This is a genomic window from Streptacidiphilus sp. EB103A (assembly GCF_041261405.1).
GTDB lineage: Bacteria > Actinomycetota > Actinomycetes > Streptomycetales > Streptomycetaceae > Streptacidiphilus.
Map to the genome: position 1 here is coordinate 167,543 of NZ_JBGCAQ010000001.1, position 25,370 is coordinate 192,912.

At 70.2% G+C, this 25,370-nt stretch carries 25 protein-coding genes and 3 pseudogenes; 6 read left to right on the forward strand and 22 right to left on the reverse strand.

Translation table 11 applies throughout. The features are described from left to right. From ABH941_RS00735 to ABH941_RS00760, 6 genes and pseudogenes are all read right to left on the reverse strand, one after another. A complete protein-coding gene (locus ABH941_RS00735) occupies positions 1–852 on the reverse strand; it encodes a DUF72 domain-containing protein (protein WP_370126529.1) in 852 nt (283 codons plus the stop codon). A gap of 10 nt (positions 853–862) precedes the next feature. After that, a complete protein-coding gene (locus ABH941_RS00740; RefSeq protein WP_370127077.1) occupies positions 863–1,054 on the reverse strand; it encodes a hypothetical protein in 192 nt (63 codons plus the stop codon). 25 nt (positions 1,055–1,079) lie between these two features. Continuing rightward, positions 1,080–1,208, reverse strand: a pseudogene (locus tag ABH941_RS00745) (MFS transporter); the annotation flags it as partial. Positions 1,209–1,356: 148 nt separating this feature from the next. Beyond that, positions 1,357–3,987, reverse strand: coding sequence for a glycosyl hydrolase (locus ABH941_RS00750; protein ID WP_370126530.1), 2,631 nt, complete (start codon positions 3,985–3,987; stop codon positions 1,357–1,359). A 152-nt stretch (positions 3,988–4,139) separates the two neighbouring features. After that, positions 4,140–4,829: a hypothetical protein gene (locus ABH941_RS00755; RefSeq protein ID WP_370126531.1), complete on the reverse strand. Its 690-nt coding sequence runs from the start codon at positions 4,827–4,829 to the stop codon at positions 4,140–4,142. A 121-nt stretch (positions 4,830–4,950) separates the two neighbouring features. Next, entirely contained in the window at positions 4,951–6,954 is a 2,004-nt protein-coding gene (locus ABH941_RS00760) for a LamG-like jellyroll fold domain-containing protein (protein WP_370126532.1), read from the reverse strand. A gap of 171 nt (positions 6,955–7,125) precedes the next feature. On the opposite strand from ABH941_RS00760, the gene ABH941_RS00765 reads away from it, so the two are divergent. Further along, entirely contained in the window at positions 7,126–7,539 is a 414-nt protein-coding gene (locus ABH941_RS00765) for a DUF3592 domain-containing protein (protein WP_370126533.1), read from the forward strand. Positions 7,540–7,542: 3 nt separating this feature from the next. Here the strand turns inward: ABH941_RS00765 and ABH941_RS00770 are convergent, their stop codons facing one another. From ABH941_RS00770 to ABH941_RS00780, 3 genes are all read right to left on the reverse strand, one after another. Further along, positions 7,543–8,709, reverse strand: coding sequence for a lactate 2-monooxygenase (locus tag ABH941_RS00770; RefSeq protein ID WP_370126534.1), 1,167 nt, complete (start codon positions 8,707–8,709; stop codon positions 7,543–7,545). Positions 8,710–8,784: 75 nt separating this feature from the next. Further along, positions 8,785–9,831, reverse strand: coding sequence for an Rv2578c family radical SAM protein (locus ABH941_RS00775; protein WP_370126535.1), 1,047 nt, complete (start codon positions 9,829–9,831; stop codon positions 8,785–8,787). Between the two features lie 156 nt (positions 9,832–9,987). Next, positions 9,988–10,293, reverse strand: a complete 306-nt coding sequence (locus ABH941_RS00780; protein ID WP_370126536.1) for a hypothetical protein — start codon at positions 10,291–10,293, stop codon at positions 9,988–9,990. 190 nt (positions 10,294–10,483) lie between these two features. Here ABH941_RS00780 and ABH941_RS00785 point away from each other — a divergent pair, with 190 nt between their 5' ends. Both ABH941_RS00785 and ABH941_RS00790 read left to right on the forward strand, forming a co-directional pair. Further along, entirely contained in the window at positions 10,484–12,511 is a 2,028-nt protein-coding gene (locus ABH941_RS00785) for a prolyl oligopeptidase family protein (protein ID WP_370126537.1), read from the forward strand. 430 nt (positions 12,512–12,941) lie between these two features. Continuing rightward, complete coding sequence (locus tag ABH941_RS00790; RefSeq protein ID WP_370126538.1) at positions 12,942–13,142, forward strand: hypothetical protein; 201 nt, start codon at positions 12,942–12,944, stop codon at positions 13,140–13,142. Positions 13,143–13,311: 169 nt separating this feature from the next. Here ABH941_RS00790 and ABH941_RS00795 read toward each other — a convergent pair whose 3' ends face one another. The 9 genes and pseudogenes from ABH941_RS00795 to ABH941_RS00835 form a co-directional block, all read right to left on the reverse strand. Next, complete coding sequence (locus ABH941_RS00795) at positions 13,312–13,473, reverse strand: hypothetical protein (protein WP_370126539.1); 162 nt, start codon at positions 13,471–13,473, stop codon at positions 13,312–13,314. A gap of 57 nt (positions 13,474–13,530) precedes the next feature. Further along, on the reverse strand, positions 13,531–13,818 hold the full coding sequence (locus ABH941_RS00800; protein ID WP_370126540.1) for a hypothetical protein: 288 nt from the start codon (positions 13,816–13,818) through the stop codon (positions 13,531–13,533). 612 nt (positions 13,819–14,430) lie between these two features. Next, the gene (locus ABH941_RS00805) at positions 14,431–14,682 is read right to left on the reverse strand and encodes a hypothetical protein (protein WP_370126541.1); all 252 of its coding nucleotides are present in this window, start codon (positions 14,680–14,682) and stop codon (positions 14,431–14,433) included. After that, positions 14,679–14,903, reverse strand: a complete 225-nt coding sequence (locus tag ABH941_RS00810; RefSeq protein WP_370126542.1) for a hypothetical protein — start codon at positions 14,901–14,903, stop codon at positions 14,679–14,681. Before ABH941_RS00810 ends, ABH941_RS00805 begins: the two co-directional genes overlap by 4 nt. Beyond that, entirely contained in the window at positions 14,900–15,124 is a 225-nt protein-coding gene (locus ABH941_RS00815) for a hypothetical protein (RefSeq protein WP_370126543.1), read from the reverse strand. The genes ABH941_RS00810 and ABH941_RS00815 overlap by 4 nt, the downstream gene beginning before the upstream one ends. Before the next feature lie 87 nt (positions 15,125–15,211). Beyond that, a pseudogene (locus tag ABH941_RS00820) lies at positions 15,212–16,054 on the reverse strand (helix-turn-helix domain-containing protein). After that, on the reverse strand, positions 16,051–16,584 hold the full coding sequence (locus ABH941_RS00825) for a DUF6879 family protein (RefSeq protein WP_370126544.1): 534 nt from the start codon (positions 16,582–16,584) through the stop codon (positions 16,051–16,053). The pseudogene ABH941_RS00820 and the gene ABH941_RS00825 overlap by 4 nt, the downstream one beginning before the upstream one ends. Positions 16,585–16,589: 5 nt before the next feature. Then, entirely contained in the window at positions 16,590–16,790 is a 201-nt protein-coding gene (locus ABH941_RS00830) for a hypothetical protein (protein ID WP_370126545.1), read from the reverse strand. Between the two features lie 153 nt (positions 16,791–16,943). After that, positions 16,944–17,234, reverse strand: coding sequence for a hypothetical protein (locus ABH941_RS00835; RefSeq protein WP_370126547.1), 291 nt, complete (start codon positions 17,232–17,234; stop codon positions 16,944–16,946). Here ABH941_RS00835 and ABH941_RS00840 point away from each other — a divergent pair. Continuing rightward, positions 17,233–17,652, forward strand: a complete 420-nt coding sequence (locus ABH941_RS00840; RefSeq protein ID WP_370126548.1) for a hypothetical protein — start codon at positions 17,233–17,235, stop codon at positions 17,650–17,652. The genes ABH941_RS00835 and ABH941_RS00840 overlap by 2 nt on opposite strands. Before the next feature lie 409 nt (positions 17,653–18,061). On the opposite strand, the gene ABH941_RS00845 is transcribed toward ABH941_RS00840, so the two are convergent. Further along, complete coding sequence (locus tag ABH941_RS00845; RefSeq protein ID WP_370126550.1) at positions 18,062–19,855, reverse strand: adenylyl cyclase; 1,794 nt, start codon at positions 19,853–19,855, stop codon at positions 18,062–18,064. A gap of 228 nt (positions 19,856–20,083) precedes the next feature. Continuing rightward, positions 20,084–20,713: a DUF4232 domain-containing protein gene (locus tag ABH941_RS00850; RefSeq protein WP_370126551.1), complete on the reverse strand. Its 630-nt coding sequence runs from the start codon at positions 20,711–20,713 to the stop codon at positions 20,084–20,086. A gap of 245 nt (positions 20,714–20,958) precedes the next feature. Between ABH941_RS00850 and ABH941_RS00855 the strand changes: the two genes are divergently transcribed. Together ABH941_RS00855 and ABH941_RS00860 are read left to right on the forward strand one after the other, a co-directional pair. Next, positions 20,959–21,891 carry a hypothetical protein gene (locus ABH941_RS00855; RefSeq protein ID WP_370126552.1) on the forward strand — a complete coding sequence of 311 codons (933 nt, stop codon included), beginning with the start codon at positions 20,959–20,961 and terminating at the stop codon, positions 21,889–21,891. Between the two features lie 172 nt (positions 21,892–22,063). Further along, a complete protein-coding gene (locus ABH941_RS00860) occupies positions 22,064–23,272 on the forward strand; it encodes a glycosyltransferase (protein WP_370127055.1) in 1,209 nt (402 codons plus the stop codon). Positions 23,273–23,352: 80 nt separating this feature from the next. Here the strand turns inward: ABH941_RS00860 and ABH941_RS00865 are convergent. Both ABH941_RS00865 and ABH941_RS00870 read right to left on the reverse strand, forming a co-directional pair. After that, a pseudogene (locus ABH941_RS00865) lies at positions 23,353–23,936 on the reverse strand (HhH-GPD-type base excision DNA repair protein). Between the two features lie 199 nt (positions 23,937–24,135). Beyond that, positions 24,136–24,546, reverse strand: coding sequence for a hypothetical protein (locus ABH941_RS00870; RefSeq protein WP_370126553.1), 411 nt, complete (start codon positions 24,544–24,546; stop codon positions 24,136–24,138). Positions 24,547–25,370 lie beyond the last annotated feature (824 nt).

Here is a 25,370-nt window from a genome sequence, read left to right on the forward strand (position 1 = left end):
TCAGAAGAGCGTGGGCGGACCGGTGGGGACGGGTTCGGGTAGCGGTTCGAGGCCGGGGACGAGTGTGCTGACCTCGTCGTGGAAGCGTCGGGCGAGGACGGGGGCCTCTTCGTTGTCAGGGGTGTGGATGAACACCGTGGGGGAGCGGCCCTCGCGCAGCCACTCGGCGACCGTGCCGGTCCAGTGGCGCCAGCCCTCCGCGGTGCGCTGTACGTCGTCCCGGCCGATGTAGCGGACCACCGGATGGGCGGTGAGCGCCCGGTCCCTGCGCGGCAGTCGGGGCTTCTTCGTCCAGGCCTCGCGCTCCGCCGCGCTGGTCGGCGGGGTAGCGAAGAGGCTGCTGGTGTCGAAGGACGTCCACTCGGCGCCCACGGCTTCCAGGACTGTCTCCAACCGTCGCTCCCAGCGCGGGTCCTCGAAGAACGCGGGGTGCCGGACCTCGACTGTGCAGCGTAGCCCGCGTGGCACCCGGTGCAGGAACGCGGCCAGCGCGCCGAGGTCGGAAGGGCCGAAGGACGCCGGGAGTTGGACCCACAGGGCGTGCACGCGCGGGCCCAGCGGCTCGACCACGTCGAGGAAGGCGCGCAGCGGGCCGTCGGTGTCGGTCAGGCGACGTTCGTGGGTGATGTGCTTGGGCAGCTTGAGCAGGAAGCGGAAGTCCGGCGCGGTCTGCTCGGCCCAGGACCTGACCGTGTCGGCGGACGGTGTCGCGTAGAAGGTGGTGTTGCCCTCGACCGCGTTGCACCAGCTGGCGTAGGCGCGCAGGCGCTCCCGGGGTGCGAGCGGGTGCGGCAGCAGGCGGCCCTGCCAACCGGTGTGGGCCCACATCGCGCATCCGACGTGGAGTTTCATGTGCCCGAGCCTAACCGAGGCCGTGCTGCGACTGACTGCGGTGTACCGGCCTGGCGAGGCCGGCGGCGACCACCATGACGACGAGCGCGGTCAGGACGATCGCGGAGCCCACGTAGAGCGGCGAGCTGTAGCCGAGGCCCGCGGAGATGGCCAGGCCGCCGAGCCAGGCGCCGAGGGCGTTGCCCAGGTTGGACGCGGACACGTTGGCGCTGGCGGCCAGCGGCGCACAGCCCGCCCGCAGCGGCTTCGGACACCCCGAAACTCGACGCCACCTGCGGCAGCAGCCCGGCGATCAGGAACTCGGTGAGGCCGATGCCGAAACCGCCGACAGCCAGCGCGATGAGTCCCGTCGGCATCCGTCGCTCCCCGATGTCGGTGCCCCGTCGCGGCACAACTATGACACCCGCCCGGAGCCGTGGAAGGGCGCCCTGGGCGCCCCGGACGTGACGCTGCCCGGACCAGTACCGGTCCGGGCAGCGTCAGAAGGGAGCCTGCGGTCGTCGATCAGTGCAGGCGGTTGAGGCTGATGGAGTAGATGCCGCGTCCGTGGGTGGCGGCGTAGACCTTGTTGTCGGGGCCGACCAGGACCTGGGTGACCGCGACGGCGGGCAGGTCGCCGATCTGCTTCCACTTGGTCTTGCCCGGCGCCCGGTACAGGGCTCCGAGGTCGGTGCCGAGCACAATGCCGCCGGCGGGGGTCAGCGCGATGGAGTCGGCGGGGATGTCGGGCAGGTTGGCGGAGATGTCCTTCCAGGTCAGGCCGCCGTCGTGGGACTCGAAGAGGTGGCCGATCCCGGCGCCGGGACCTTCGTTCCAGGCGCGGGAGAAGCCGCTGACGGCCAGGTACACGTGGCTGCTGTCACTGGGGTCGATGGCGAGGCTGGAGAGGTAGCGGTTGGGGACGCTGCCGGTGGTGGGCAGGGTGATCTGCTGCCAGCCGGTGCCGTCGGCGTTGCCGACCGCGATGCCGCGGGTGAAGCCCGGGCTGTTGCAGGGGCCGCACCAGGCCGCGTAGATCTTGCCGCCGGAGGCGGCCACGGCGGTGGCGACATGTCCGGCGCCCAGGTCGAAGGCACTGGTCCAGGCGCTGGAGGAGCGGATGGCGAAGCCCTGGGTCTGGACCCAGACGTGCTCGCCGCCGGCCACCCAGGTGGTCGGGGTCTTCTGGTCGGAGGTGAAGGGAGCGATGAAGCGGGCGCTACTGGTGGCGTTGTCCGGCGGGGGGACGTTGTAGGTGGTGGCTGCGCCCAGCCCGTTGTTGACGGCGCAGTTCTGGGTGACGTTGATCTCCAGGTAGACGTACTCCGCGGCGATGTTGCAGCCGTTGGTCGGGTCGGCGAGGGTGATGCCTCCGTCGCCGCCGAAGTTGGAGCCCATCACGGTGTCCTTGTTGGCGCTGCCGAGGCCGCGCAGGATGGACTGGCCGTTGTCCTGCAGGCCGCCGGTGACCGAGACCCCACCGTTGGTGAGGTCCTTGCCCACGCCGACGGAGTAGTACTGCAGCGTGTCGATGGTGCCGTCGTTGAGCGAGGTCCAGTCGGTGGCGTGTCCCAGCGCGTCGGCCGCGCCGTTGACGGGACGCTTGTAGACGCCGCCGTCGTTGCCCACGTACAGCACGGACTTGCCGTGGTAGCTGCCGATGGCGACCGCGTGCTGGTCGGGGTGGGTGGTCTGCGGGCAGTCGCCGGACTGCTTGGTCGGGTCGATGCTCCAGCAGGCGAAGCCGAAGTTCCAGTAGGGGCCGGGGGTGGTCCAGGTGGTGCCGCCGTCCTTGGTCTCGAAGACCTCCTCCAGGCCGGCGTAGACATGGTTCGGGTCGGTGGGGTCGACCTGCAGGAACTGGTCGTACCAGCCCTGGCCGCCGGGGGAGCTGAGCGCGGAGCCGGAGGCGGCGAGGGTGGCGGACGTCGCGATCCTGGTCCAGGGGCCGAACGGGGAGCCGGACTTGGAGACGAAGATGCCGTCCAGGGCGTTGGTTCCGGAGGAGAGTCCGGCCGGGGACTGGTCGATGGCGTAGTAGCGCGAGCCGTCCGCGGAACGGGCGAAGGTGACGCTGCCGATGTCGGCGGCGTCGGAGGGCAGATCGCCCAGCGAGGTGAGCAGCTGCCAGCTCCCGCCGACCTTGGTGTAGAAGCCGTTGTAGGTGTCGCCGGAGCGCCAGCCGGCCGCGACCACGACCTTGGTGGGGTCGGTGGGGTCGAAGGCGATGTCGCTGATGATGTTCTTGTAGGCGGCCGAGGGGTCGTTGGCCAGCGAACCGCCCGGCAGGTAGGCGGGGTTGGGGGCGAACTCCAGCTTCCACGGGCCGTTCAGGTGCACGGTGGAGTGCGACCACAGGCCCTCACTGGTCGCCGCCCACACGGTGGTTCCGCTGAACCGCAGTTCGTGGATGCTGGTGCTCTGCAGCTCGGTGCCGCCGACCCGGTCCCGGGAGTTGAAACTGCCGTCTTCGGGGTGGTCCAGCACATAGACGCCGCTGCCCAGGTAGGCGTCGGCGTTGGTGGTGGCCTCACCGGTCCCCAGCCACAGCCGGTTCTTGGCGTCCAGCGCCAGCGCCCCGGTGGACTGCGCGGACAGCTCGTCGCTGATCGACGTCCACTTGCCGCCGCCGGTGCTGGAGCGCCACACCCCGCCGCCGGCCGCGCCGGTGTAGACATGACCCTCGTTGTCGGCGGCCAGCGCGGCCGTCCGGCCGGTCACCAGGCCCATGCCGCCGCTGGAGTTGGAGTCGTAGTCGCGGTAGCGCGGATCGTCGGAGTTGTAGGGGAGATTGGTGACGTTCTTCCAACTGCCCCCGGTATTCGGCAACTTCTGCAGCGCGGTCCAGGCGGCGCCGTAGGCCCCGGGTGCGACCACGCCGGGGGAGGTCCGCGCTTCGGACCACTGGGCTGCGCCCTCGGCTATCTGATCGGCCTCTTCGCTGCCGTCATTGGTGGACGCCTTCGAGGTCGTCCCGCTGGCTGCGGCCCGCAGCGCACTTGAGTGCTTCTGGGCGTAGGCCTTGGCCGCCCCCGGGGCGAAGATGCTCGTTCCGCTGCCTCCGGCTGCCGCTTGCGTGGGTAGTGCGGCCATCAGCCCGGCGACGGCGAAGCACCCTATCGCGAGCCCTCGCCGCCTGCGGTGTGTCGTGGTCAACAGGTCCTCCCCGAGTGGTCGGTGTCACTGGTCAGCACTGCTGCGCATGTGTGCAGGGTGACTTGACCACACTCAGGGTGGTGACAGATACGTCTGTGGAGCACCTTTGCCAAATCGTTGTCCTGAGCCTGTCGACAACTGCCTCGACCCGGTCAGCCCTCCGTCTCGTAGGCCAGTCGCGACCAGGTGAAGCTGTCCAGGTAGTCGTGCGGCCCCAGTACGGAGAGATAGGTGCCGTCGGGGGCGACGGCGCTGATCCCCGGCCGTCCGGAGAGCGGGACGGCGATGGACGCCTTCCAGGGGATGACAGTGCAACCGTGGTGCGGGACGGCGATCTTCCGCTGTCCCACCAGGAGTTGGTTCGTCTCGGCGGCCACACGCAGGAAGGTGCAGCCGACCCAGGCGGCGTCCGAGATGTCGTCGCCGGTGCGGGCTCTGCGGCGGTCGGCGAGGCTGATCGAGCCGCAGGAGCCGAGGACGTCCATCATGCCGATCTGCCCGTCCTGCCCGGCCGGCGCCCGACCCGCACTCGGATCGGCGACCGGGACGCCGCACTCGCTCCCGGAGACCCAGATCCATCGACGGTCGACGTGCTCGTAGAGCCAGACGTACCCGTCCTGCTCCTGCTGATCGGCCCGGTCGTGCGCGACCCAGATCGCGGCGACACCGGCGTCGGGGTCCACGTCGATCGCCACCAGCGTGAACCGCGGGGAGAACAGCCGCGGTCGGCGTAGGACCAGCCTGCGGCCGAGCAGAAGTCTGCCGACGATCCGCTGGTCACGGCCCGCGTACCACGGGGTCTTGGGTCTCCGCAGCCCCAACTTCCGTACAGGAACGGTCACTCCGCCAGCGTAGGTCGCCCCGGCGCTCCGGGACAGTCTTGTCAGCCCGTGGCGACGGCTTGGGCAGGGGGCGGTCCGGGTTGCGCCCGGACCGCCCCCTGGGAAGTTGCTTCCCGGTGCTTTACGCGTTCATGAACTGGCTGGGCGGCAGCGCCCGGCCGGTGATGCGGACGTCGCCGATGGTGCCGTGGAAGACCTGGTTGATCGCGCCGGACCACAGGTAACCGCCCAGCAGGAAGGGCATGTTGAGGGTGGTCAGGCCGATCGCGGTGCTGGTGGGGTTGCGGCCCTCCTCGCATCCGTTGACGTAGAGCTTGCTGATCCGGCCGTCGTTGACGACGGCGACGTGCCACCACTGGTTCTGCTGGAGCAGGTGGCTCCAGGCGGTCGTGGCGCCGTTCTGGTTCAACGGGTAGGCGTTCCACTGCAGTTCGATCGAGCTGGACAGGCTGAGGGCGAGGATGGGCTCCTCCGCAGTGGCGGTGGGGCCGTTCTTGCCCGCCTGGCCGGCGCTGCCCGCGCGGCTGAGCAGCGACGACCAGCCGTTGCGGCCGCCGTCCCAGTCGGTGGGCACCTTGAAGAACGCCTCGAAGGTGTAGCCGCCGGCGAAGGTCTCGCCGTTGATCGGCGCCTGGTCGACCGTCTGCAGGTACGTGCCGCTGACCGGGTTGCCCTCGCCGGCGAAGACCAGGCCCGCGTGGCCGGGTTGGTCGGGGTGGTGGTCGGCGGTCCAGGTGAGCGCGTGTGCCGGGGTGCCGGGGGCGCTGCGCAGCACGAGGTCGTTGCCCTTCCCGGTCTGGTCCTTGACGACCGTGTCGGAGGCGACGTCGCTGCCCGCCGTGCCGCCCTCGTCGAACCGCCAGTAGGCGAGGGTGCCGGGCAGCAGCATCCGCCGGGCGGGCCGCGCCTTGCGGGGCGGTATCGGCGCGAAGCCGGCGAAGCGCTGGTCGAAGTCGATCTCCATCGAGAAGTAGTCGACCTTGGAGGTCAGTTCGAGCTCCTGCGCGGCGAGGGCGTTCGCTTCCTTCTTCGCCGCCAGCTCGCGGATCCAAGGGGAGAAGGTGGCCACGTCGATCACACCGCGGTCGAGGTCGAAGCGGTAGGAGCGGATCATGCCGGCGCCGCCGTAGTACCGGTCCTGGTAGTTGGTGATGTGCAGTTGCACGTCGTTGCCGGCGCTGTTCTTCATCACGGTGCTGCCGGGCGGCCAGTAGTGCCCGTTGAGGGTGAGGAAGATCTGGTCGTTGTCCTTGATCAGGCCGTCCCACATCTGCTGTCCGTAGGCGGACAGGCCGGCCGTGCCGGTGTCGTCGGCGCCGACGATCTCATGGGTCGTCACGATCACCGGCAGCGTGGGGTTGTCGGCGATGACGGCGTTGGCCCAGGCGAAGCCCTGGGCCGACATGCGCCAGTCCAGCGACAGCAGCATCCACTTGCGAGCGCCCGCAGTGAAGATGTGGGCGGTGTTGTAGCCGTCGGGGCTGGAGGAGTGGTAGCCGGGCGTCCTCCTGGCCCGGGCGGGGCCGAAGGTGTCCAGGTACGGGGTGCTGCCGCGCTGGTCGTTGCCCCTGACGTCGTGGTTGCCGGCCAGCACGCCGTACGAGGCTCCCGCGCGGTCGAGCATGTCGAAGACCTTGGTGGCCGCGGCGTACTCCTCGGCGAGACCGTTGTTGGTCACGTCGCCGAGGTGGGCCAGGAAGACGATGTTCTCGTCGCTGCCGCCGGCCCGGCCCGCCGGGTCCAGGACGTAGCGGAACGACGCCTCCATGGGCACCGGGTGGATGCGGTCCTCGTCGAACATGTACTGGGTGTCGGGCATCACGACCACGGTGAACCGAGGGCTCTCCGGGTCCGGGCTCCACCTGCCACGCGGCGCCGGGGTCATCGTGGTCAGGCCGTAGGGGTCGTCGTCCGAGCCGCCCTTTCCGCTCCCGCCGCCGTTGCTGCCGCCGGCCGCGTACGCGGGCGTCTCGACGAGCAGCCCCGCCGCGGCCGCGCCGGCGCCGAGCGCACCGGCCCGGTGCAGGAAGGTACGGCGGCTCGACGCGGCGATGCCGTCACCGTCGAGCTCCGCGGTGCGGGGGCATTCGCAGCCGGCCGCGTGCTGGTCATCCGTACTGTGCATGTCCGCTCCAAGGTGCCGGGTGTTCGAACGGAGTCACGCTAGGGACGCCTTCCGTACGCCGGACCTGCGCGCCGGGTACCGGCGGTCGAACACTCTCCCAACAGCACCTCTGTCACCGCCGGGCTGAGGCATCACCTAGGCTGCTCAGCTGCAGAAAGGAAGCCGAACAGGATGATGAGCAACAACGCCGCAGCCGGGCTCACCGCAGTCGCGGGCCTGGGGGTGTGGGCGACGGTGGCACGGGAGATCGTGCGGCACTGCCGTGCCCACGCGGGGCCGCGGGTGTACGGGATGGTGCGGTCCGTCAGCCGCTCGCGGGGCAGGGGCGGCGACACGTACACCAGTGTGGTCGGCTTCATGGACCCCGCCGGACGCCCGTTCCAGGTCCAGCTGCCCGGATTCCAGGGCACGGTGGGACACGACGTCCTGCTCTGCTATCCGGCGGACCGGCCTGACCGCGCCCGTCGCGCGGACGGTCACCTCACCCTGCGCTTCGCCGTCATCGGCCTCATCGTCGGCGCCGGGTTCCTGGCCTTCCCGGTGCTGATCTGGTCCGGCCAGCTGCACACCTCCCCGCACCCCTGAGCGTCAGCCGACGCGTCGGAGGGTCTCCGGGGTGAGGTCGGCGAGGGTGGGGTAACCGTCGACGGCCATGATCAGGTCGGCTTCGGCGAGCAGTGAGCGGAGCACATGGACGATGCCGTCGGCGCCGCCGAGGGCGAGGCCGTAGGCGTACGGGCGGCCGATACCGACGGCGGAGGCGCCCAGGGCGAGGGCCTTGACGATGTCGGCTCCGCTGCGGATCCCGGAGTCGAACAGCACCGGCAGGCCGTCGGCGGCGCCGACGACGGCGGGCAGCGCGTCCAGGGCCGGGAGCCCGCCGTTGGCCTGGCGGCCGCCGTGGTTGGAGCAGTAGATGCCGTCCACGCCGGCGTCCTTGGCCCGGCGGACGTCCTCGGGGTGGCAGATGCCCTTGACGATCAGCGGCAGGTCGGTCAGCGAGCGCAGCCAGGGTAGGTCGCTCCAGGTCAGAGGGTTGCCGAAGAGCTGCGTCCAGAGGAACACCGCCGCCTGCGGGTCCTCCTCGGGGGTGCGCTGCAGGCGGGCCCGGAAGACCGGGTCGCTGGTGTAGTTGGCCAGGCAGTGGCCGCGCAGCTGGGGGAAGTTGGCGGTGGCGAGGTCGCGCGGGCGCCAGCCGGTGATCCAGGTGTCCAGGGTGACCACGATGCCCTGGTAGCCCGCCTGCTCGGCACGGTGGACCAGGCTCGCGGCGAGATCCTTGTCGGTGGGGGTGTAGAGCTGGAAGAAGCCCGGGGTCTCTCCGAACTCGGCGGCGACCTGCTCCAGCGGGTCGACGGTGAGCGTGGAGGCGACCATCGGCACCCCGGTGCGCGCGGCGGCCTGCGCGGTGGCCAGGTCGCCGTGCCCGTCCTGGGCGCACAGCCCGATGACGCCGACCGGCGCCATGAACACCGGCGAGGCGAGCCGCATCCCGAACAGCTCCACGGACAGATCGCGCTCCGCAGCGCCGACGAACATCCGCGGCACGAGCCCCCAGTGCTCGAAAGCGGTCACATTGGCCCGTTGAGTGCGCTCGTCACCCGCACCACCGGCGACGTAGGACCACACCGAGGGCGGCAACGCCGCCCGCGCCCGCTCCTCCAGCTCCGCGAAGCCCATCGGGTACTGCGGCACGATGCCGCCCAGCCCGTTGAGGTAGATCTCGTTCTGGTAGGAGCCGAACGGCTGTCCCATGCCTTGTCCCCATCTGATCGAGTGGCTGCCGGGACTCATCCTCGACCAGGACGGCCGCTCCGTCGACGTCGGTGATCAGATCAGTCTGAGCTGGGTCGGCTCCGGAGGCTCCACGGCTTCCGCGCTCGGGGCCGGGGCCGGCTCCGGGGTGGTTCCGCGCCGGAGTCCCTGGGTGGGGCCGATGCCGTATTCGGTGGCGAGTTCGTGGACCTGGCGGGTGATGCGGCGCTGGTACCAGGTGGGGGCGTAGGCGCCCTGGCGGTAGAGCGCCTGGTAGCGGCGGACCAGGTCCGGGCGGTGCTGGGCGAGCCACTGGAAGTACCACTCGCGGGCCCCGGGGCGCAGGTGCAGGACCAGCGGGGTGACAGAGGTCGCGCCGGCGGCGGCGATGGCGTGGACGGTGGCCCGCAGCTGTTCGGGGGAGTCGGAGAGGAAGGGGAGCACCGGGGCCATCAGCACGCCGCAGGGTATGCCGTGGTCGTTCATCGTGCGGCAGACCTCCAGGCGTTTGGCGGGGGAGGGGGTGCCGGGTTCCACGCTGCGCCACAGGTCCTGGTCGGTGAGGCCGATGGAGACGGCGACGGAGACCTCGGTGACCCGGGCGGCCTGTTCGAGGATCGGCAGGTCGCGCAGGATGAGCGAGCCCTTGGTCAGGATGGAGAACGGGTTCGCCCGGTCGCGCAGCGCGGTCAGGATGCCGGGCATCAGCCGGTAGCGGCCCTCGGCGCGCTGGTAGCAGTCCACGTTGGTGCCCATGGCGATGTGCTCTCCCGCCCAGCGCGGCGCGGCCAGCTCGCGGCGCAGCAGCTCGGCGGCGTTGACCTTGACGACGATCTGGCTGTCGAAGTCGTGCCCGGTGTCCAGGTCGAGGTAGCTGTGGGTGCTGCGCGCGAAGCAGTAGACGCAGGCGTGGCTGCAGCCCCGGTACGGGTTGACGGTCCAGGCGAACGGCATCCGGGAGGCGCCCGGTACCCGGTTGATGATCGACCGGGCGCGCACCTCGTGGAAGGTGATGCCGCGGAACTCCGGGGTGTCGAAGGTACGCGTCACCGTGTCGAGGCCGAAGAGCGCCGCCGCGGCGGTGCCGCCGGTGCCGTCGGCACTGAGATTCTGCCAGCGCATGGCGTCTCCTCGAGTCTGTGTGTCTGGCCCCCGAACTCAAGAATAGAACATCTGAGCGATTTTAGTGGCGCCGCCCGACAAGGAGTGGCGCCGCGGCACCTCGGCGGACCAGGCGGTGACGGCATCGGCTGCCGACCGATAAGCGTTCGAGTCTCCTCAGGCCGTGCTGGCGACGGTGCCGGCTGCGATGTCGAAGAGCTTCAGTTCGGGGTCAGCGCCCACGCTGCGGAAGAGCCGGGGTGCCGCCGGGCCCTCCGGGGCCGCGCGCATGGCGTCCAGGGCGGCGCGGTCCCGCCACAGCGTCTGGATACGCCAGTGTCCGTCCGGTCCGCTCAACAGCTCGCTTCGCAGCAGCCCGTCGGGTAGCGGGCGGGCGAGGACCTCACGATAGGCGGCGATGAGGTCTCCTGCGCGGTCGGTTGCGACGATGGCGCTGACCTCGGTCAGTACCTGTCCCGTCATGGCACTCATCTCCCTGCTCACGCCCACACGTCGGGTCCGCTGTAGCGCCGGCCGACCCATGACCCCATCGTCCGTCCGCGAGGTGCCACCCGCACGACGGCCATATTCGGATCTGCGAGAAATGGGGTACTGACTCCGGCCAGGTCCTGTTCTCCGCCGGCGGCGTCGCCTGACGTGCCAGACTCTGGGGATGGCTGACGATGATCCGTACCTGTGGCTGGAGGACGTGACCGGCGAGCGGGCCCTGGACTGGGTGCGCGCCCGCAACGAGGAGTCGACCGGGCGGTTCGCCACCGGCCCCGCCTTCGACGCTCTGCGTCAGAGCCTGCGTGACGTGCTGGACGCGGACGGGAGAATCCCCTACGTGACGCGGCGCGGCGGGCACCTCTACAACTTCTGGCAGGACGCCGAGCATCCGCGCGGCCTGTGGCGGCGCACCACCCTGGACGAGTACCGCTCCGACGCCCCCGCCTGGGACGTGGTCCTGGACGTCGACGCGCTCGCCCGGGACGAGGACGAGAACTGGGTGTGGCACGGCGCCACCGTGCTGCGGCCGGGGCACCGGCTCGCCCTGGTCGAGCTCTCCCGCGGCGGCGCGGACGCCTCCGTGGTCCGGGAGTTCGACATCGAGGAGCGCCGGTTCGTCAAGGACGGCTTCACCCTCCCCGAGGCCAAGAGCCGGGTCGGCTGGATCGACGCCGACCGGGTCTACGTCGGCACCGACTTCGGCGAGGGCTCGTTGACCGACTCGGGCTATCCCAGGCTGACGAAGGAGTGGCGCCGAGGAACCTCGCCGGACCAGGCGGTGACGGTCTTCGAGGGCCGGTCCGACGACGTCTCCGTGGGCGCGTACCACGATCCGACGCCGGGATTCGAGCGCGACTTCGTGTACCGGTCGATCGACTTCTACCGCAGCGAGCTCTATCTGCGCCCGGCTGAAGGCGACTTGGTGCGGGTGGACGTCCCCGAGGACGCGGAGGCGTCGGTGCACCGGGAGTGGCTGCTGGTGCGGCCCCGTTCAGCGTGGCAGACCGGCGGCCGGGAGCATCCGGCCGGCGCGCTGCTGGCCATCGGCTTCGAGGAGTTCCTGGCCGGCAGCCGGGACTTCACCACCGTATTCGAGCCGGACGCCCGCACCTCCCTGGAGGGCTACAGCTGGACCCGGAACCACCTGCTGCTGACCGTCCTGCGCGATGTCACCAGTGAGCTGCGGGTGCTGACCCCCGCCGCCGACGGCCCGTGGGCCTCCGCGTCGCTCCCCGGGACAGTGCCGCTGGGTGCGGCCGCGATCGTCGACACCAGTCCCGAGGACGACGACGAGTTCTACGCTGTCACCAGCGGTTTCACCACCCCGCCGACCCTCAGCCGGGGCGTCGTCGGTGGCGAGGTCGCGGTGCTCAAGCGGGCGCCGGCCTTCTTCGACGCCGAGGGGATGAGTGTCGAGCAGTACTTCACCGCCTCCGAGGACGGCACGCAGATCCCCTACTTCGTCGTTCGCCCAAGCGAAGGCAGTGGCGCCGGCGGCGCTCGCACTCTGCTGACCGGGTACGGCGGTTTCGAGGTGTCGCTCACTCCCGACTACCTCGGCGTGATCGGCCGCGGCTGGCTGGAGCGCGGCGGCACCTACGTCCTGGCCAACATCCGCGGCGGCGGCGAGTACGGACCCGAGTGGCACACCCAGGCGGTCAAGGCCGGGCGGCACAAGGTCTACGAGGACTTCGCGGCCGTCGCCTCCGACCTGGTCCGACGAGGCGTCACCACCCCTGCGGAGCTGGTGATCCAGGGCGGCAGCAACGGCGGGCTGCTGATGGGCGTGATGCTCACCCGCTACCCCGAACTGTTCGCCGCGGTCGCCGCCCAGGTCCCGTTGCTGGACATGAGGCGCTACCACCGGCTGCTCGCCGGGGCCTCCTGGACGGCCGAGTACGGCGATCCGGACGACCCCGTCGAGTGGGCCTGGATCAGCGAGTACTCGCCGTACCACAACCTCCGCGCGGAGCCCGGCTATCCGCCGGTCCTGTTCGCCACCTCCACCCGGGACGACCGGGTGCATCCGGGCCACGCCCGCAAGATGGCCGCCAGGATGCTGGACCTGGGCCACACCGTCCACTACTACGAGAACACCGAGGGCGGCCACGGCGGCGCCTCCAACAACGAGCAGGCCGCCTTCAAGTGGGCGCTGGTCCTCGACTACCTCTGGACCCACGCCGGAACCTGAGCCGCCGGTGGCCTCCTGACTGTTCGTCAAGAAGCCACCGTTCCATACCGGTCGGCTCAGACCGTCCCCACGCCGTTCGAGTAGCTCTTCATGTAGAAGGTGCCGAAGCCGTTCTCGACCGGATCGCCGGTGTTGTTGATGCAGTGCGGGATGCCCCCGCCGCCCGGGCCTGTCAGTCGAGTGACCGACCGCGGCCAAGGCCCTCCGGTCCGCGGTGGCGACTCGGGGCTCAGCCGCGCCGGCCACGCCGGTCGACCACCTCGCCGACATCGCCGCCGTAATCGGCGGTACCGACGAGGTCCGCCAGCACCTGGCGCAGCGCAATCCAGCCGAGTACCGCAGCCGGACCGCATCCGATCCCGAGCAGGCCCTGGAGCCCTTCGGGGCAGCCCGCCGTGCGCCTCCCTGGGGGCAGGCTGAAACTGGGGTCATGACCACCGACAGAGAACAGCGGGTACAGAAGGACACCGCCATCCAAGAAACAGAGATGGCCGTCCTCGCGGCTGTCTCAGCCACAGCGAAGAGGATCGCGAAGGAAGCGCCCGATACGCCTGGCAGTTCCTCTCAGGCCGACTTCGGCGCAGCCTTGAACAATCTCGCCAGTGCGACCAGGACGATCCGAGGAGACTGACAACAACGGCTGTTCACACCCTGTAGCCGACTGTGGACAAGCGTACGACTCCTCCGTCCGTGTCGAGTCGGTCACCGTGTCCGCCTCGGCCGGCGACTCCACACCCGAGCCCGGCGGCTCCGCCACGACGGAACACAGTGAGCGCGGCGTGGATAGAGGTCCACCGCTTCTACAGCGGGGGCCAACGGCCCCGCGCGGCAGGCAGACTGCGGCCGTAGACCCGCCTGCCCAGGATGTGGACGCGACGGTACCGCGGGTTGGCGTTGACGACGGGGTACACGACGACATGCGCGCGATGGCTGCGCTGCGGCTCGGTCGGCGTGTCGTCCATACGACCAGGCTCATCCCGGTGCGGTGATCCCGCCACCGATGTGCTGGACGCGGGGCCTCAACGGATTCCCAGCAGCAGCGCGTCCAGCAGGCCGAGCACCCCCACGGCGAGGAAGGGCACGCTCACCACGATGACCATCAGGCCGGTGATGCGCCGGGTCTCGCTCATCGATGGACGCTCGACCAGCTGGTCGCCCACCTGCACCGCCGAGCCCGAGCCGACCATCCTGCGATGATGCCTGTCAGCCATCAGCATGATCAGCCCCATCGCCAGGGAGATCACGGCGGTCCCCATGACGCTTCCGATCGTCGCATGCGGCTGCGCCGCCGCGATGTACGAGGTCACGTGACCTGTCCTCGCCCTGGGCAAAGTTGCCGGGCCGACCTCCTCATACGGCGATCAGCAGTGTCAAGGTCCTCCGGGGCTTCTGCCTGCACCGGTTGCCGCGCCGTCGTGACCAAGAGGGTCACGACCGGCGCGGTTGCCGGGGCGTTCCTTCGGTCTGCTGCCTGAGCGCCAGCTTGCGCCGCACAGCGACGAGGATCCCGATATCAAGCGCGAAGCCGCATACACCCTCGGCTGTACCCCCCGCCATCGGGCTTCCCGCGGTGTAGATCAGAAGCGCCTCAAGGGCGACGGCAACGGGGAGGACCCCCAACGTGAGGACGCGCCACGCGATCAATCGTCTGTCCATGCCCGCCCCCGATTGGTGTCAACGGCATGCATCGTAGACCTTTGTCCCCGGGGCCGTCAGGGCTCGGCCACGGCAGTCATGACCGTGATTGCCAGGCCATCACGCTGCAGGCCAGTCGCAGGGGTATGGTGGCCCCGGCGGCGACGTAGATCACCGCCGGGGCCCTAGGGTGACCGTCACGGCTACCTTGGACCAGGACGCCCAGACGGCCGTCGAGCCCCGCCCGGTTGCGACACCAAGGCATTGGCCAGCGGGGCGGGAGTTCAGTAGTAGGCGGGCAGCACGGAAATGTGTTCGCCGTCGCCCGCCAGAGCGCGCGCGTCCGCGAGCACCGCGGCAACACACGGCCTGCAGAACCGGATGTCCCAGCCTGGCCCCGTGCCGGCCTCGATGCCGCCGACGATGACGGTGTGGCGCTCCTTCTTGCAGCGGTCGCAGTACCGGCGCAGGTACGTCGAGGTGAACGCAAGATTGTTGAGGAGCGCCGAATCGTCGGGGTGCGGGTCATCGGTCATGGCGTGGGCTCCTCGGGGCAGTCCGGGCAGGAGAACAGGCGGAACGTCACCACACGCCGGTAGCGGCCGTGCTGGTGCACGCTCTCGGTCGTGCCGACCGGTACCCGGGCGGCGGTGAGGGTCGTTTTGCACCACGCGCAGCGCAGGCCGCGGCACTGGTCGATGTGCAGGTCCCACGGATGCGGCAGCATCCTGCCGGTGGCCCCGGCGGGGGCGGTCATGGCTGGTCCGCCCGTGAAGGCTCGTCGCCGACATGCTCGGGGCAGGCGACGACGGGCCAGCCGTACCGGCCTCCGTCCCCGTCACCGGTGTAGACGTGGCCGGCCGGGATCAGCGGCCGGGAGGCGGCGCCGCAGGAGAAGCACGCCAAGGCGTGCAGCCGGACGAGAACCTGGTCGTCGACGGGTAGGGCGAGGGTGGGTGCTTCGGCTGTGTTCGCCATGTAACGGACGGTAGGGATCAGGATTGCTGCAATGTGCCGCGATTGCTCGGAATTGCTTTCGCGGGGGCTGCTGCTTCCGGGAGTTGCTCACGCGAGGTTCAGAGCGGCCCGTGCGCGGGCGATCAGCCGGTGGGCCTGCGGTCCGTAGAAAGCGGACTCGTTGAGGGTGTCCCAGATCTTCCCGAACAGGGCGACGTCCGTAGCGTCGTCGAGCCACATCTCGGTGTTCCAACTCTCCGAGATCACGAGTCGGTCGTCGTAGATCCAGAACCCGTCGCCCGGGGCGATTCGCATCGGGGCCTCGAAGGGGATGATCCCCAGCGAGACGGTGCCCAGCCCGAGCAGTCCGGTGAGCCGGTCCAGCTGGCCGACCAGGACGTCCGGGCTGCAGATCAGGACGCGAAGGGCGCCCTCCCAGATCAGGGCGTGGAACTCGCGGCCCGGCTCGTACAGGGCTTCCTGGCGGCGCATCCGCGCGCTCACCGCGGGCTCCACGTCCCGGGGTGTGCCGCGCAGCTCGACGTAGCGGTTCAGGACTGCGCGGGCGTACTCGGCGGTCTGGAAGATGCCCGGAATCACGCCGAACTCCGCGCCGCGCATCACCCGGGTACGGGAGAGCTCGACGATGCCCGCTTCCTAGCGGGCCCGGTGGCCGCTGGCGAGTTGGCGGCGCCAGGAGCGGTACCGGGTCTCAAAGCCGCGCAGCCGGCCTTTGAGCTCGACTGCGGAGTCCGGGTTGCCGACCCCGCGGGCCCAGGCCTCCAGATCGGCGATGCTCGGCGTCTGCTTGGCGTTCTCCAGCTTCGACACCTTGGAAGGCAGCCAGCCCAGGGCGCGGGCGAGCTCGCGGCCGGTGAGCCCGGCCTCGGTGCGCAGCTCGCGTAGCCGCGCACCGAGGGTGATCCTGGCCTGCTGGAAGTCGGTGCTCACACCGACGACGGTACCTGCGCGGTGAACTCGCGGGCGGGGATGGCGAAGTGCAGGGCTGCATCACGGATCTGGCAGCCCTTGAGGACCTCGGCGGGATCCTCACTCAGGCTCATGCCGAGGGAGTTGTCGCCGTCGAAGTGGAAGATGCCGATGGTCCGGGAGTCGAACAGCCAGAAGTCGTACTCAGGCAGTCCGAGACGCTGCGCCTCGGTGCGGGGCAGGTAGCGGATGTCCTCGCCGGCGTCGACGCTGTCCAGCACGTCGGCGAGCAGGAACCGCTGGTAGTCGGACGGCGGGGTGTCGACCAGGCGTACCCGGCCCACCGTCTTCCGCTGGCCCGCCAGCTGCCGCATCAGCGCGAGCCAGGGTCGGCCAGGGTCGGAGACGTCCTCGCCGCGAAGGAAGGCTTGCAGCGCCTCGCTCTCCGCGGCTACGCCGTAGGCTCGCCGGGTCTCCCAGCGCCAGGCCGTGTGCTGGAAGCCGTCGCGGAAGAACTCGGTGATGGCCGGGCCACTGATCAGGTCGAGCACGCGGGCTACTCCTTGGGCGCGAAGGGCGTCAGCAGCGCGCGGGGGATGACGACGAAGGTCTCCGAGTCCTTGACGTGGCGCAGCTGCTCAAGTGCCTCGGGGTCGGTGAGCCGATCGCCCTGGACGACGATGTCGCCGGTCTCGGTCTCGTACAGGGTGGGGCAGTCGCCGTCCTTGGACGTGGTGCCGAGGAACGTGAGCTTCATGGTGGTCACCCTTCGCTCGATCCCGGATCGGTCACCGGGCTGCTCCGCACCGTAGCGAGAATCACGGACACGGCGAAGACCGCATGCCCGAACTGGCGAGGCCCCGATCGGTTGAGACGTCGGCCCTCGTTCTGCGCCGTACGTGTGGTCGGCCTAGCGTGGAGATGCGGTGCGTTCCGGCTCGGGGGCTGAGCGTGGGAGGCGATGACGTATGCGTCGGACCGTGATCGGCAGTCTGCTGATCGTGCCCCTTCTGGTGACCGCGTGCAGCTCCACGACGAAGAACTCCATCGGGACACCCACGACCAGCGCGGGGACGCCTTCCGCCGCGGCACCAGCCAGCAGTTCGCCGCCAACGTCCCCGTCATCAGCGTCGGCGAGCAGCAGCAGCCCGACCGCATCGCCGAATCCCCTCCTCTCGGTCGGGCAGAGCGTGACCGTCATGGCCGACCAGACGATGTACGGAGCCCCGAGGACACAGCTCACCATCACCCTGCTCGGTGAACGCACAGCGATGTCCGTGAACACTAGCTACGGCACTGTGGAGCAGGCCCATCCGGGCATGCTGTTCGTGTGCGAGAACTACCGGTTCCGGAACACGGGGACCAGCACGCCAGACCTCCACCAGATCTATGGCCAGTGGATCGGCGCGAACGGCCAGACTCAGCAGCCGCAGATCGCCACGGTGGACTGTAGTGACTTTGGCGTTGGCAAGCAGGGCCAGGACATCGTTTTGCAGCCGAACCCGGCTCCGAGGCAGTACGTCGAGGGCTGGGTCGCGGTGGAGGTCCCGGCTGGCCCTGGGGTCATTCAGTGGTCGCGGAACTCGGACAACATGCACTTGCTCCGGACACCAGGCTGAGAGGAACGGCCCCGCTCAGGAGACCGCCGACAAGAGGCAGAGCGTCCCCTTGGACTGTCGGGTCACCGTTCGGAAACTCCTCCCGGACCGCGCGCCAGCCGCTGTCGGCAGGTATTTTGGATGCTCACTGCCAGCTGTGTGACGCTCGGCCTGGTCCTGATACTGACGGGGGCCGTCACCCTCGCGGTCCGATGGCGAGGCAACGGCACCCGCTGAGTTCCTTGTGAGGGGCGACCGGCGTCAAGTCGGTCCGGGCCGCTGTCAGTGCTGACCGGTCGCAGTCCGGTCGGCAGGCCGCCGCCTTCAAGTGGGCGCTGGTCCTCGACTACCTCTGGACCCACGCCGGAACCTGAGCCGCCGGTGGCCTCCTGACTGTTCGTCAAGAAGCCACCGTTCCATACCGGTCGGCTCAGGCCGTCCCCACGCCGTTCGAGTAGCTCTTCATGTAGAAGGTGCCGAAGCCGTTCTCGACCGGATCGCCGGTGTTGTTGATGCAGTGCAGGATGCCCCCGCCGCCCGGGCCGTTCAGACAGACCGTCATCAGGTCGGTGAAGACGACGCCGGGGGTGTCCGGGACCTCGTAGGCCCGGTCGGTGTAGATGTTCGCCGACAGGTCGAAGTAGCAGTAACTGCCCAGTCCCCAGGCCAGGTGGTCGGTGACCTGGTCGGCCACCTTGTAGGAGGCGTAGCCGTTGGTGGAGCCGTGGACCCACGCGGACTGGGTGGGGACGTCGTACGGGTGCTCGTTCTGGAAGAAGTAGGTCCGGCCGTGGTTGCCGTTCCAGAGCACCTCGTACTTCTGGTAGTGCTCAACTGCCAGGCCGTAGGCGGTGACCCGGTCGCCGTTGACGAGGAAACCGGTGTCGGCCGGGTTGACCGACCAGCCGACGGTGCCGGTGTTGCCGTGGTCGGCGCGCCAGAGCCAGAGGTTGTCGCAGACCACGTCGTTGCTGTCGATCTGGATGCTGACCGTGGCGCCGCCCGCGAGGGCGCCGCCGATGCGGGCGTAGACGTCGAAGAGGACGGTGGGGTTCTCGCTGTGCCTGCTGCGGCAGGAACCGTGGCCGACCCGGAGCAGGACGGGGGAGTCGGCCGAGGCCGCCTCCAGGAGCACGCCGGCGACGGTGACGCCGCCGACGTCGGCGACCTCGATCAGCGAATTGCCGTTCGTGGCCTGGAGCGTGGCCAGTCCCAGGCCGAGGACGACGGTGCCCGGGCGGTTGACCCGCAGGGGGGCCGAGAGAGCGTAGACGCCGGGGGTGAACAGCACGTGCTGGCCCCGGTCCAGGGACCGGTTGATGGCGGCGGCGGAGTCGCCGGGCCGGGCCACATGGAAACGGGACAGCGGGACGCTCTGTCCGGCGGCCCGGCCGCCGGCCCAGGTGGTCCCGGTGGAGTCGCGGCGCAGCGCGGGGACGAAGACGAGGTACGAGCCGTCCTGCGCCACCGTGACGAACGGCTTCTCGCGGACGACCGGGGTCTGATCGACCACGGTCCAGGCCGGGTTGGGGAAGTGCTGGGCGGGAGCGCCCTGGGTGCCGACGAAGACCATGTTCCAGTTGGAGCCGGTCCAGCTGCCGAAGGTGTCGTTGCGGGACAGCCACTGCTGCTGCGAACCGGAGTCGACCTGACCGTCCACCACACTGTCGGCGAGGAACCCGCCGCTGGACCAGCGGTTTCCGGGCGGGCTCGGCCACAGGGTCATGTTGCCCTTGATGTGGGCGCGGCGCATCGGGCCCGCCTGGGCGACCGCCCAGCGCTCCAGGCCGTCCGGCGGGACGATGCACAGGTTCTCGGCGGCGCGCCAGAAGTTCTGGGTGCCGTTGCCGCCCAACCACTGGGCGTCGACCGTGACATGACCGTTGATCACCACATCGTCGGGGCTGTCGCCCAGCCCGAGCACATGGGTGTAGAAGCCGACGTTGACGTCGACGTTGTAGGTGCCCGGCTTGAAGGCCAGGGCGTACCGCTCGGTGCCGAACTGGTTGGACTGCTGAGTGTTGAACACAGCGTCGACCTGGGCCTGGATCGCCGCGTCGCCCATGGACGGATCGAACACGAGGACGTTGGCGCCCAGGTCGTCGGCTCCGCGGGCGGGTGACGCGGCGAAGGCCGCTTCGGTGGCGAGGTTGCCGACCAGTGGGATCGCGGCGGCGACGGCCGCACTGCGCAGCACGGTACGGCGGTTGGGTCTGACGGACATGGCTCTCCCTGACGTGGTGGATGGGGAGGATGGTGCGGTTGTTCCCTGAGCAACAAGAGAGCGCTCTCAGGAGGGAAGTCAAGCAGCTGGGGTGTGCACCGTCAATGGTCTGTAAGCAGGTGGGCCAAGGCGGTTCGGATGTCTTCAGTTCATGAAGTGATCGGCAGTGCCGCGCCGCCGGCCATCTGGCCGGCGGCGCGGATCGGCGTCTTGGGTCGCGGGCCTGGGTTACTTGCCCGCCCCGACCGGGTCGACGGTGACGACGGAGCCGGACTTGCTGCCGACGGGGATGTTGATGCTCAGGGACAGGGTGTGGGAGTGGGTCTCGTTGGGCGGGGTGACCACCAGGCTGTGGAAGGTGACGCCGCTGCCGCCGGAGTTGTTCGGCGGGTAGTGCAGGGTGAAGCGGGTGGCCTGACCGGGCCGCAGGACGACGGTGGGCACGGCCACGCTGCTGCGCGCCGCGCTGATCGTGCCGTCCGCGCCCTTGAGGTCCACGCCGGGGAAGCCGTGCATGGTGCAGCCGGCGGAACCGGTGTTGGTGAGATTGATCAGCACCTCGCCCTCCGCCATTCCGCCCGAGGCGGAGAAGGACAGCTGCGCGGTCCGGCAGGCGGCGGGCGCGGTGGCAGCGACGGGAGCGCCCGCCGCGGCGGTGGCGGAGGCGCTCGGGTCCGTCGCGGCCTGGCCGCCGGAGGAGCTGCCGGCGGAGGTGGGGCTCGCCTGCGGGGCGCCTGCGGAAGCGCCGGCGCTCGGAGCTCCGGCGGCGGCGCCGCTGCCCGTGCCGGCGCAGGCCGTGAGCGCAAGGCCGGCGGCCACACTGACAAGGGCGACTGCCGAGATCTTCCGAACGCGCATCGTGTCTCCTCCTGAACCGGTGCCTGCCCGTGGCGAGCAGGCTTTTCCGTCTGTCCGTCCTTCTGTCCCTCCGGACACCGGTCGCCACCAGCGCAGTTGCCAGGTACGGGACACCCGGACACGGCTGTGACAGGCGAGTGGACGCTTCGTGACATGTCCAGACGACCCAGGCGCCGGGGCTGCGGTGTGCCGGGTTGCGCGGAAAGGGCTGCAAGAGCAGGTGGGACGCCCTAGCGTGCTGTGGCATGGACACAACTTCTCCGCAACCGAAGTCCTCTGTCCCGAATCTGGCGTGGTCGGAAGAGCTGCTCGCCGACGCCCGGGCCGCGCTGCTCGCGGCGCTGGAGACGGCAGATGCGGTGCTGCACCGGGCGAGCGGTGACCAGTCGGCCTTCCAGGTGGACCTCGACGAGATCCGGCGGATGCCGACCGGGGTCGCCGACGCCCGGACCCGTGTCTACCGCACCGGCACCGTCCGCACCAACTTCGCCTGGGAGGACGCCCGCGGCCATGTCGAGGCGCTGGCCGGGCTGTTGACCCGGCAGCCGCCGGCCTTCCCCCCGGTGACGCTCACCCGGGCCGTCCTGGAGGCCGCGGCGCTGGCGTTCCACCTGCAGGACAGCTCCGAGCCGCTGACCGTCAGACTGGCCCGCGCCGCCGGACTCTGGGCCACCGAGGCGGCCTATGAGGTGGATCTGACGACCGCAGTCTCGCCGCAGGACGCGACCGGTGCGCTGGCGCGCCGACGGGAGATGGTCGAGACCTTCGACCGGGCCGGCATCAGCCTGCTGGAGGACCGTCGCGGCCATCCGCTGGCGCTCCGGCTCGAACGCACCACCCTGGACGAGACCGGGGTGAACCTCACCCGGACCATCGGGAAGCTCCTGCCCGCCAACGCCAGCCTGGGCGTCTACACGGTTCTGTCCGCCGCCGCGCACAGCCGCACCTGGGCCGCCGCAGCCAACGGCGGCCCCGTCCCGGGCAGCGGTGGCTGGGGACGCCTGGAGTCGCAGCCCTCCACCACCGTCCAGGCCGTGATCACCACCCTGGTCACCCTGGAGTACTGGGTCCGCACCTGGGGCGCCTTCGCCGGACTCGCGACGTCGGAGGTGGCCGACCGGATCGCCGGATTCACCGGCCGGTTCGCCCTCCAGTTGCGTGACCGGCACCTGAACTGACGATTGATCAACGAAGAACGGAGTCTGCTCACCGACCTTTTATATGTCGGCAACACGTTCGTCACAGACCGGCAAGCTCGATGAGTCCTGATGGCGGCTGGCCCGTGATTTTCGCGGACCGGTTGCGTACAGAACGGCGGGTGATGGGGTGCAGGAGAAGGACAGACTGCGTGTGCTGTCGGTCTACGAGGGATTCTTCTCGGGCGGGGCCCGGATGCTGCACACCGACGCCGTGATCGGACTGCACGAGGGTGGCGGCCAGCGCCACAGCGTGCTGAGCATGCACGGCGAGATGCACCGCGAGGCGACCCGCCAGCGGATGGAGGACGACGCCTGCTACGCCAGGCTGACCGCCGCCGGTGTACCGGTCACCTCGCTGGGCCGGCACGCGGATCCGGGCGGCGGGCTGCAGCCGAGCGCCGGTCTACCCCTGACCGCCGGTCCGCAGTTCAGCACGGCGGAGCTGGCCGCCACCGCCCGCCTGGCAGCCGAGGCCGACGTCGTGCTCTCGCTGAAGGAGCAACCCCTCGGCCTGCTCAACCAGGCCGTGCCCGCGCACCGCCCGGTGGTGGTCTGCCTGCACCGCTCCGACCCGGAGAACCAGGGACCGGCCCTGGACGACCTGCGGGCCGCCGTCGCCGCAGGCCGGGTCGCCGCCTGCGTCTGCTGCGCGGAGTCCACCAGGGACGCCTATGTGGCAGCCGGTGTCCCGGCCGGGCTGATGCACGTCATCCCCAACGGGGTGGACCTACTGCGGTTCCGGCCGGACCCGGTTCGCCGGGTACTGCTGCGGGCATCGCTGCGGATCCCGCCGACCGCACCGGTGATCGTCTTCGCTGCCCGCTACGCGGAGATGAAGAACGTGCCGCTGTTCCTCCGGGCCGCCCGCGCCTACCTGAGGCGCGAGCCCCGCGCACGGCTGCTGCTCTGCGGCGCCGGGATGACCGCCGAGAACCTGGGGCTGCTCGCCGACATCGCAGCGGCCTTCGCCGACCGTCCCCGGCTGGCGGGCCGGCTGTCGCTGCTCGGCGTGCGCCTGGACATGGAGGCCGTCTACGCGGCCGCCGACGTGGTGTCGCTGACCTCGTCCAACGGGGAGGCCGCCCCGCTGTGCCTGATCGAGGGCATGATGTGCGGCGCCGTACCGGTCGCCACCGATGTGGGCGACTGCGTGTCGATCGTGGCCGGGCACGGCTTCGTCACCCAGCCCGACCCCGAGGCGATCGCCGCCGCCTGGTCCGAGGCGGCGGCCCGCCGCACCGAACTCGCCCCCTCCCTGGCCAGCAGCCGCGAGCGCTTCAGCCGCACCCGCATGGTCTCCTCCTACGCCACCCTCCTGGACCGCGTCCACCGGGAGTCGGGTCGGGTGGCCCTGCACTGAGCGGTGCTGGGGGGGCGGTGCTGGGCGGCGGTGCGGGACGGCGGTGCTGGACGGCGGTGCTGGGCATGGGTGCCCCTGCGCTACGCCTTGGCGGCCTTCGCTGCTGCCTTCGCCGCCTGCTTGAAGGCCCGGACCTGGTCCAGGGACTCCGGCCCGGTGATGTCCGCGACGGAGCGGAAGCTGCCCTTCTCCCGTAAGGCCCGGCCGCCTCGCGCCAGCCCCTGGGCCGGACGCCGAGCTGCTTGCCGAGCAGAGCCAGGAAGATCTGCGCCTTCTGCTTGCCGAAGCCCGGCAGGCCGACCAGCCGGTCGAGCAGCTCCGGCCCGCTGCCGGCGTCCCGCCACACCGCGGTCGCGTCGCCGTCGTAGTGCTCGTCCAGGAATACGCACAGTTGCTGGATCCGCTTGGCCATCGCGCCGGGATAGCGGTGCACCGCCGGCTTCAGCGAGCAGAGCGCCGCGAACGCGTCGGGGTCGTAGGCCGCGATCAGATGTGCGTCCAGGTCGTCGCCGCCGAGACGCTCCAGCAGCGTGTACGGGCCGCTGAACGCCCACTCCATCGGTACCTGCTGGTCCAGCAGCATGCCGATCAGCGCCGCCAGGGGGCTGCGGCTGAGCAGCGCGTCGGCGTCCTGGTTCTGGGCGAGGCGGAGGGCGGTCGCCATGGCGGACTCCTTCGTTCGACCGGAGACGGTTCCCGTTCCCGTTCCCATTCCTGTCCATTCTCCGCGTGCCGCTGTCGCCGCGCGACCGACGCTCCGGCGGCCTTGCGCCGCTCGCCTTCGGGTGACCGGTACCCGGCGAAGGCCCCCGCGGGCGTGCGGGGGCCTTCGCTGTCCGCTGTTCGCCTATTCGGCTATTCCGCTAACGGAGCAGCTTCCAGCGGCCGGGTTGGTCCTGCTGCGGGGGAGTCGGGTTGGGCGTGTCCAGCTGTTCGACGAGCTCGGCGAGCTCCTCGACCGGCCGTTGGGCCACGGCGTTCAGGGTGCTGGCCGCCTGCGGACCCATCAGCAGCGGGACCAGAATGGCGACATCGGCGACGGGGCGCAGCGTCGCAGCGGTGGTGAGGATCTCCTGCGCGTGGCAGCGCTGGTCCGCCGCGCTCAGGAGCGTCACCAACTGCAGCAGTTCCGGGACCGGTCGCTGCAGGGCGATGGTCCGCAGCAGCCGGCCGGCGTCGTTGCGGGGAGCCTGGGTCGCGTCGGGACCGCTCTGGGGGTGGAGTTCGGACGATTCTTCGTTGGCGTTGGCGTTGGCGGAAATGGCGCGTGCCACAGATTCCTCCTGATGTGGGTGGTGCTGGATGGGATGAGCCGCCTGGTTGGGCGGGATCGGTTGACGGTCCGTCAGGAGGGGTCATCCTGGTCTGTCGCCTGGCGGAGTCCTTTGCCCCGCTTGACAGTTGGGGGGAATCCACCGCCTGGCCGGGAGCCCGCACTGACGCGGCCTCCATTCACCAGCCTGCGATCGTCACCCGATAGCGCCACCGGCGTGAACCATTCGGGCGACGGCGTCGCCTCATCCGTCACACCAGCACCATCCGTCCCAGCACCATGCGTCCCAGCTTCCCCGCTCGAGGTGTCGCTCCGTCAGGTCCGGGGTTCGTCGTGCGGCCGAGCCCCCTTCCCGCGGCCGGCGAACGGGTGCGCGATTGCTCCCGATGGCTCGCCGTACTCCTCCGTGGGGCACGACGGTCGATCCCGGGCTGGGGTGGCTCGCTCCGCTCGCGGCAACTACGAGGAGCGGGGCGGGTGGTGGGGCGTGCGTTGCCGGGTGCGGGCGTGGTGGTTGCAGAAACGTTCCTGCCGGTGTGACCTGCATGAACCGGGGTCACTTTTGGGACGCCGGGTCACTTTCGGTACGCCAACATCGGGGCGAATCAGGCATATCGGCATGATCAAGTGACACCTTGTCCCGAAGGTGACCCCAGTTCCCCCCATTGCCCGGGTTTTTGGGTCACTGGCCCTACTTTGGGGTCACTCAAATTCGGGCATATACGACATAGCGGACAGGATCTGTCGGACGAGTGACCCGAACGTATAGCCAGTGACCCGAAAACCCCGCACCACCGGCTGCAGAATCGTTTCGCCACCCGCCCG

Coding starts and splice junctions, on each gene's coding strand:
- ABH941_RS00735 (WP_370126529.1), bottom strand. CDS start 852: ATGAAACTCCACGTCGGATGCGCGATGTGGGCCCACACCGGTTGGCAG.
- ABH941_RS00760 (WP_370126532.1), bottom strand. CDS start 6,954: ATGCACAGTACGGATGACCAGCACGCGGCCGGCTGCGAATGCCCCCGC.
- ABH941_RS00765 (WP_370126533.1), top strand. CDS start 7,126: ATGATGAGCAACAACGCCGCAGCCGGGCTCACCGCAGTCGCGGGCCTG.
- ABH941_RS00770 (WP_370126534.1), bottom strand. CDS start 8,709: ATGGGACAGCCGTTCGGCTCCTACCAGAACGAGATCTACCTCAACGGG.
- ABH941_RS00775 (WP_370126535.1), bottom strand. CDS start 9,831: ATGCGCTGGCAGAATCTCAGTGCCGACGGCACCGGCGGCACCGCCGCG.
- ABH941_RS00780 (WP_370126536.1), bottom strand. CDS start 10,293: ATGACGGGACAGGTACTGACCGAGGTCAGCGCCATCGTCGCAACCGAC.
- ABH941_RS00785 (WP_370126537.1), top strand. CDS start 10,484: ATGGCTGACGATGATCCGTACCTGTGGCTGGAGGACGTGACCGGCGAG.
- ABH941_RS00790 (WP_370126538.1), top strand. CDS start 12,942: ATGACCACCGACAGAGAACAGCGGGTACAGAAGGACACCGCCATCCAA.
- ABH941_RS00795 (WP_370126539.1), bottom strand. CDS start 13,473: ATGGACGACACGCCGACCGAGCCGCAGCGCAGCCATCGCGCGCATGTC.
- ABH941_RS00805 (WP_370126541.1), bottom strand. CDS start 14,682: ATGACCGATGACCCGCACCCCGACGATTCGGCGCTCCTCAACAATCTT.
- ABH941_RS00810 (WP_370126542.1), bottom strand. CDS start 14,903: ATGACCGCCCCCGCCGGGGCCACCGGCAGGATGCTGCCGCATCCGTGG.
- ABH941_RS00815 (WP_370126543.1), bottom strand. CDS start 15,124: ATGGCGAACACAGCCGAAGCACCCACCCTCGCCCTACCCGTCGACGAC.
- ABH941_RS00830 (WP_370126545.1), bottom strand. CDS start 16,790: ATGAAGCTCACGTTCCTCGGCACCACGTCCAAGGACGGCGACTGCCCC.
- ABH941_RS00840 (WP_370126548.1), top strand. CDS start 17,233: ATGGCCGACCAGACGATGTACGGAGCCCCGAGGACACAGCTCACCATC.
- ABH941_RS00835 (WP_370126547.1), bottom strand. CDS start 17,234: ATGACGGTCACGCTCTGCCCGACCGAGAGGAGGGGATTCGGCGATGCG.
- ABH941_RS00845 (WP_370126550.1), bottom strand. CDS start 19,855: ATGTCCGTCAGACCCAACCGCCGTACCGTGCTGCGCAGTGCGGCCGTC.
- ABH941_RS00850 (WP_370126551.1), bottom strand. CDS start 20,713: ATGCGCGTTCGGAAGATCTCGGCAGTCGCCCTTGTCAGTGTGGCCGCC.
- ABH941_RS00855 (WP_370126552.1), top strand. CDS start 20,959: ATGGACACAACTTCTCCGCAACCGAAGTCCTCTGTCCCGAATCTGGCG.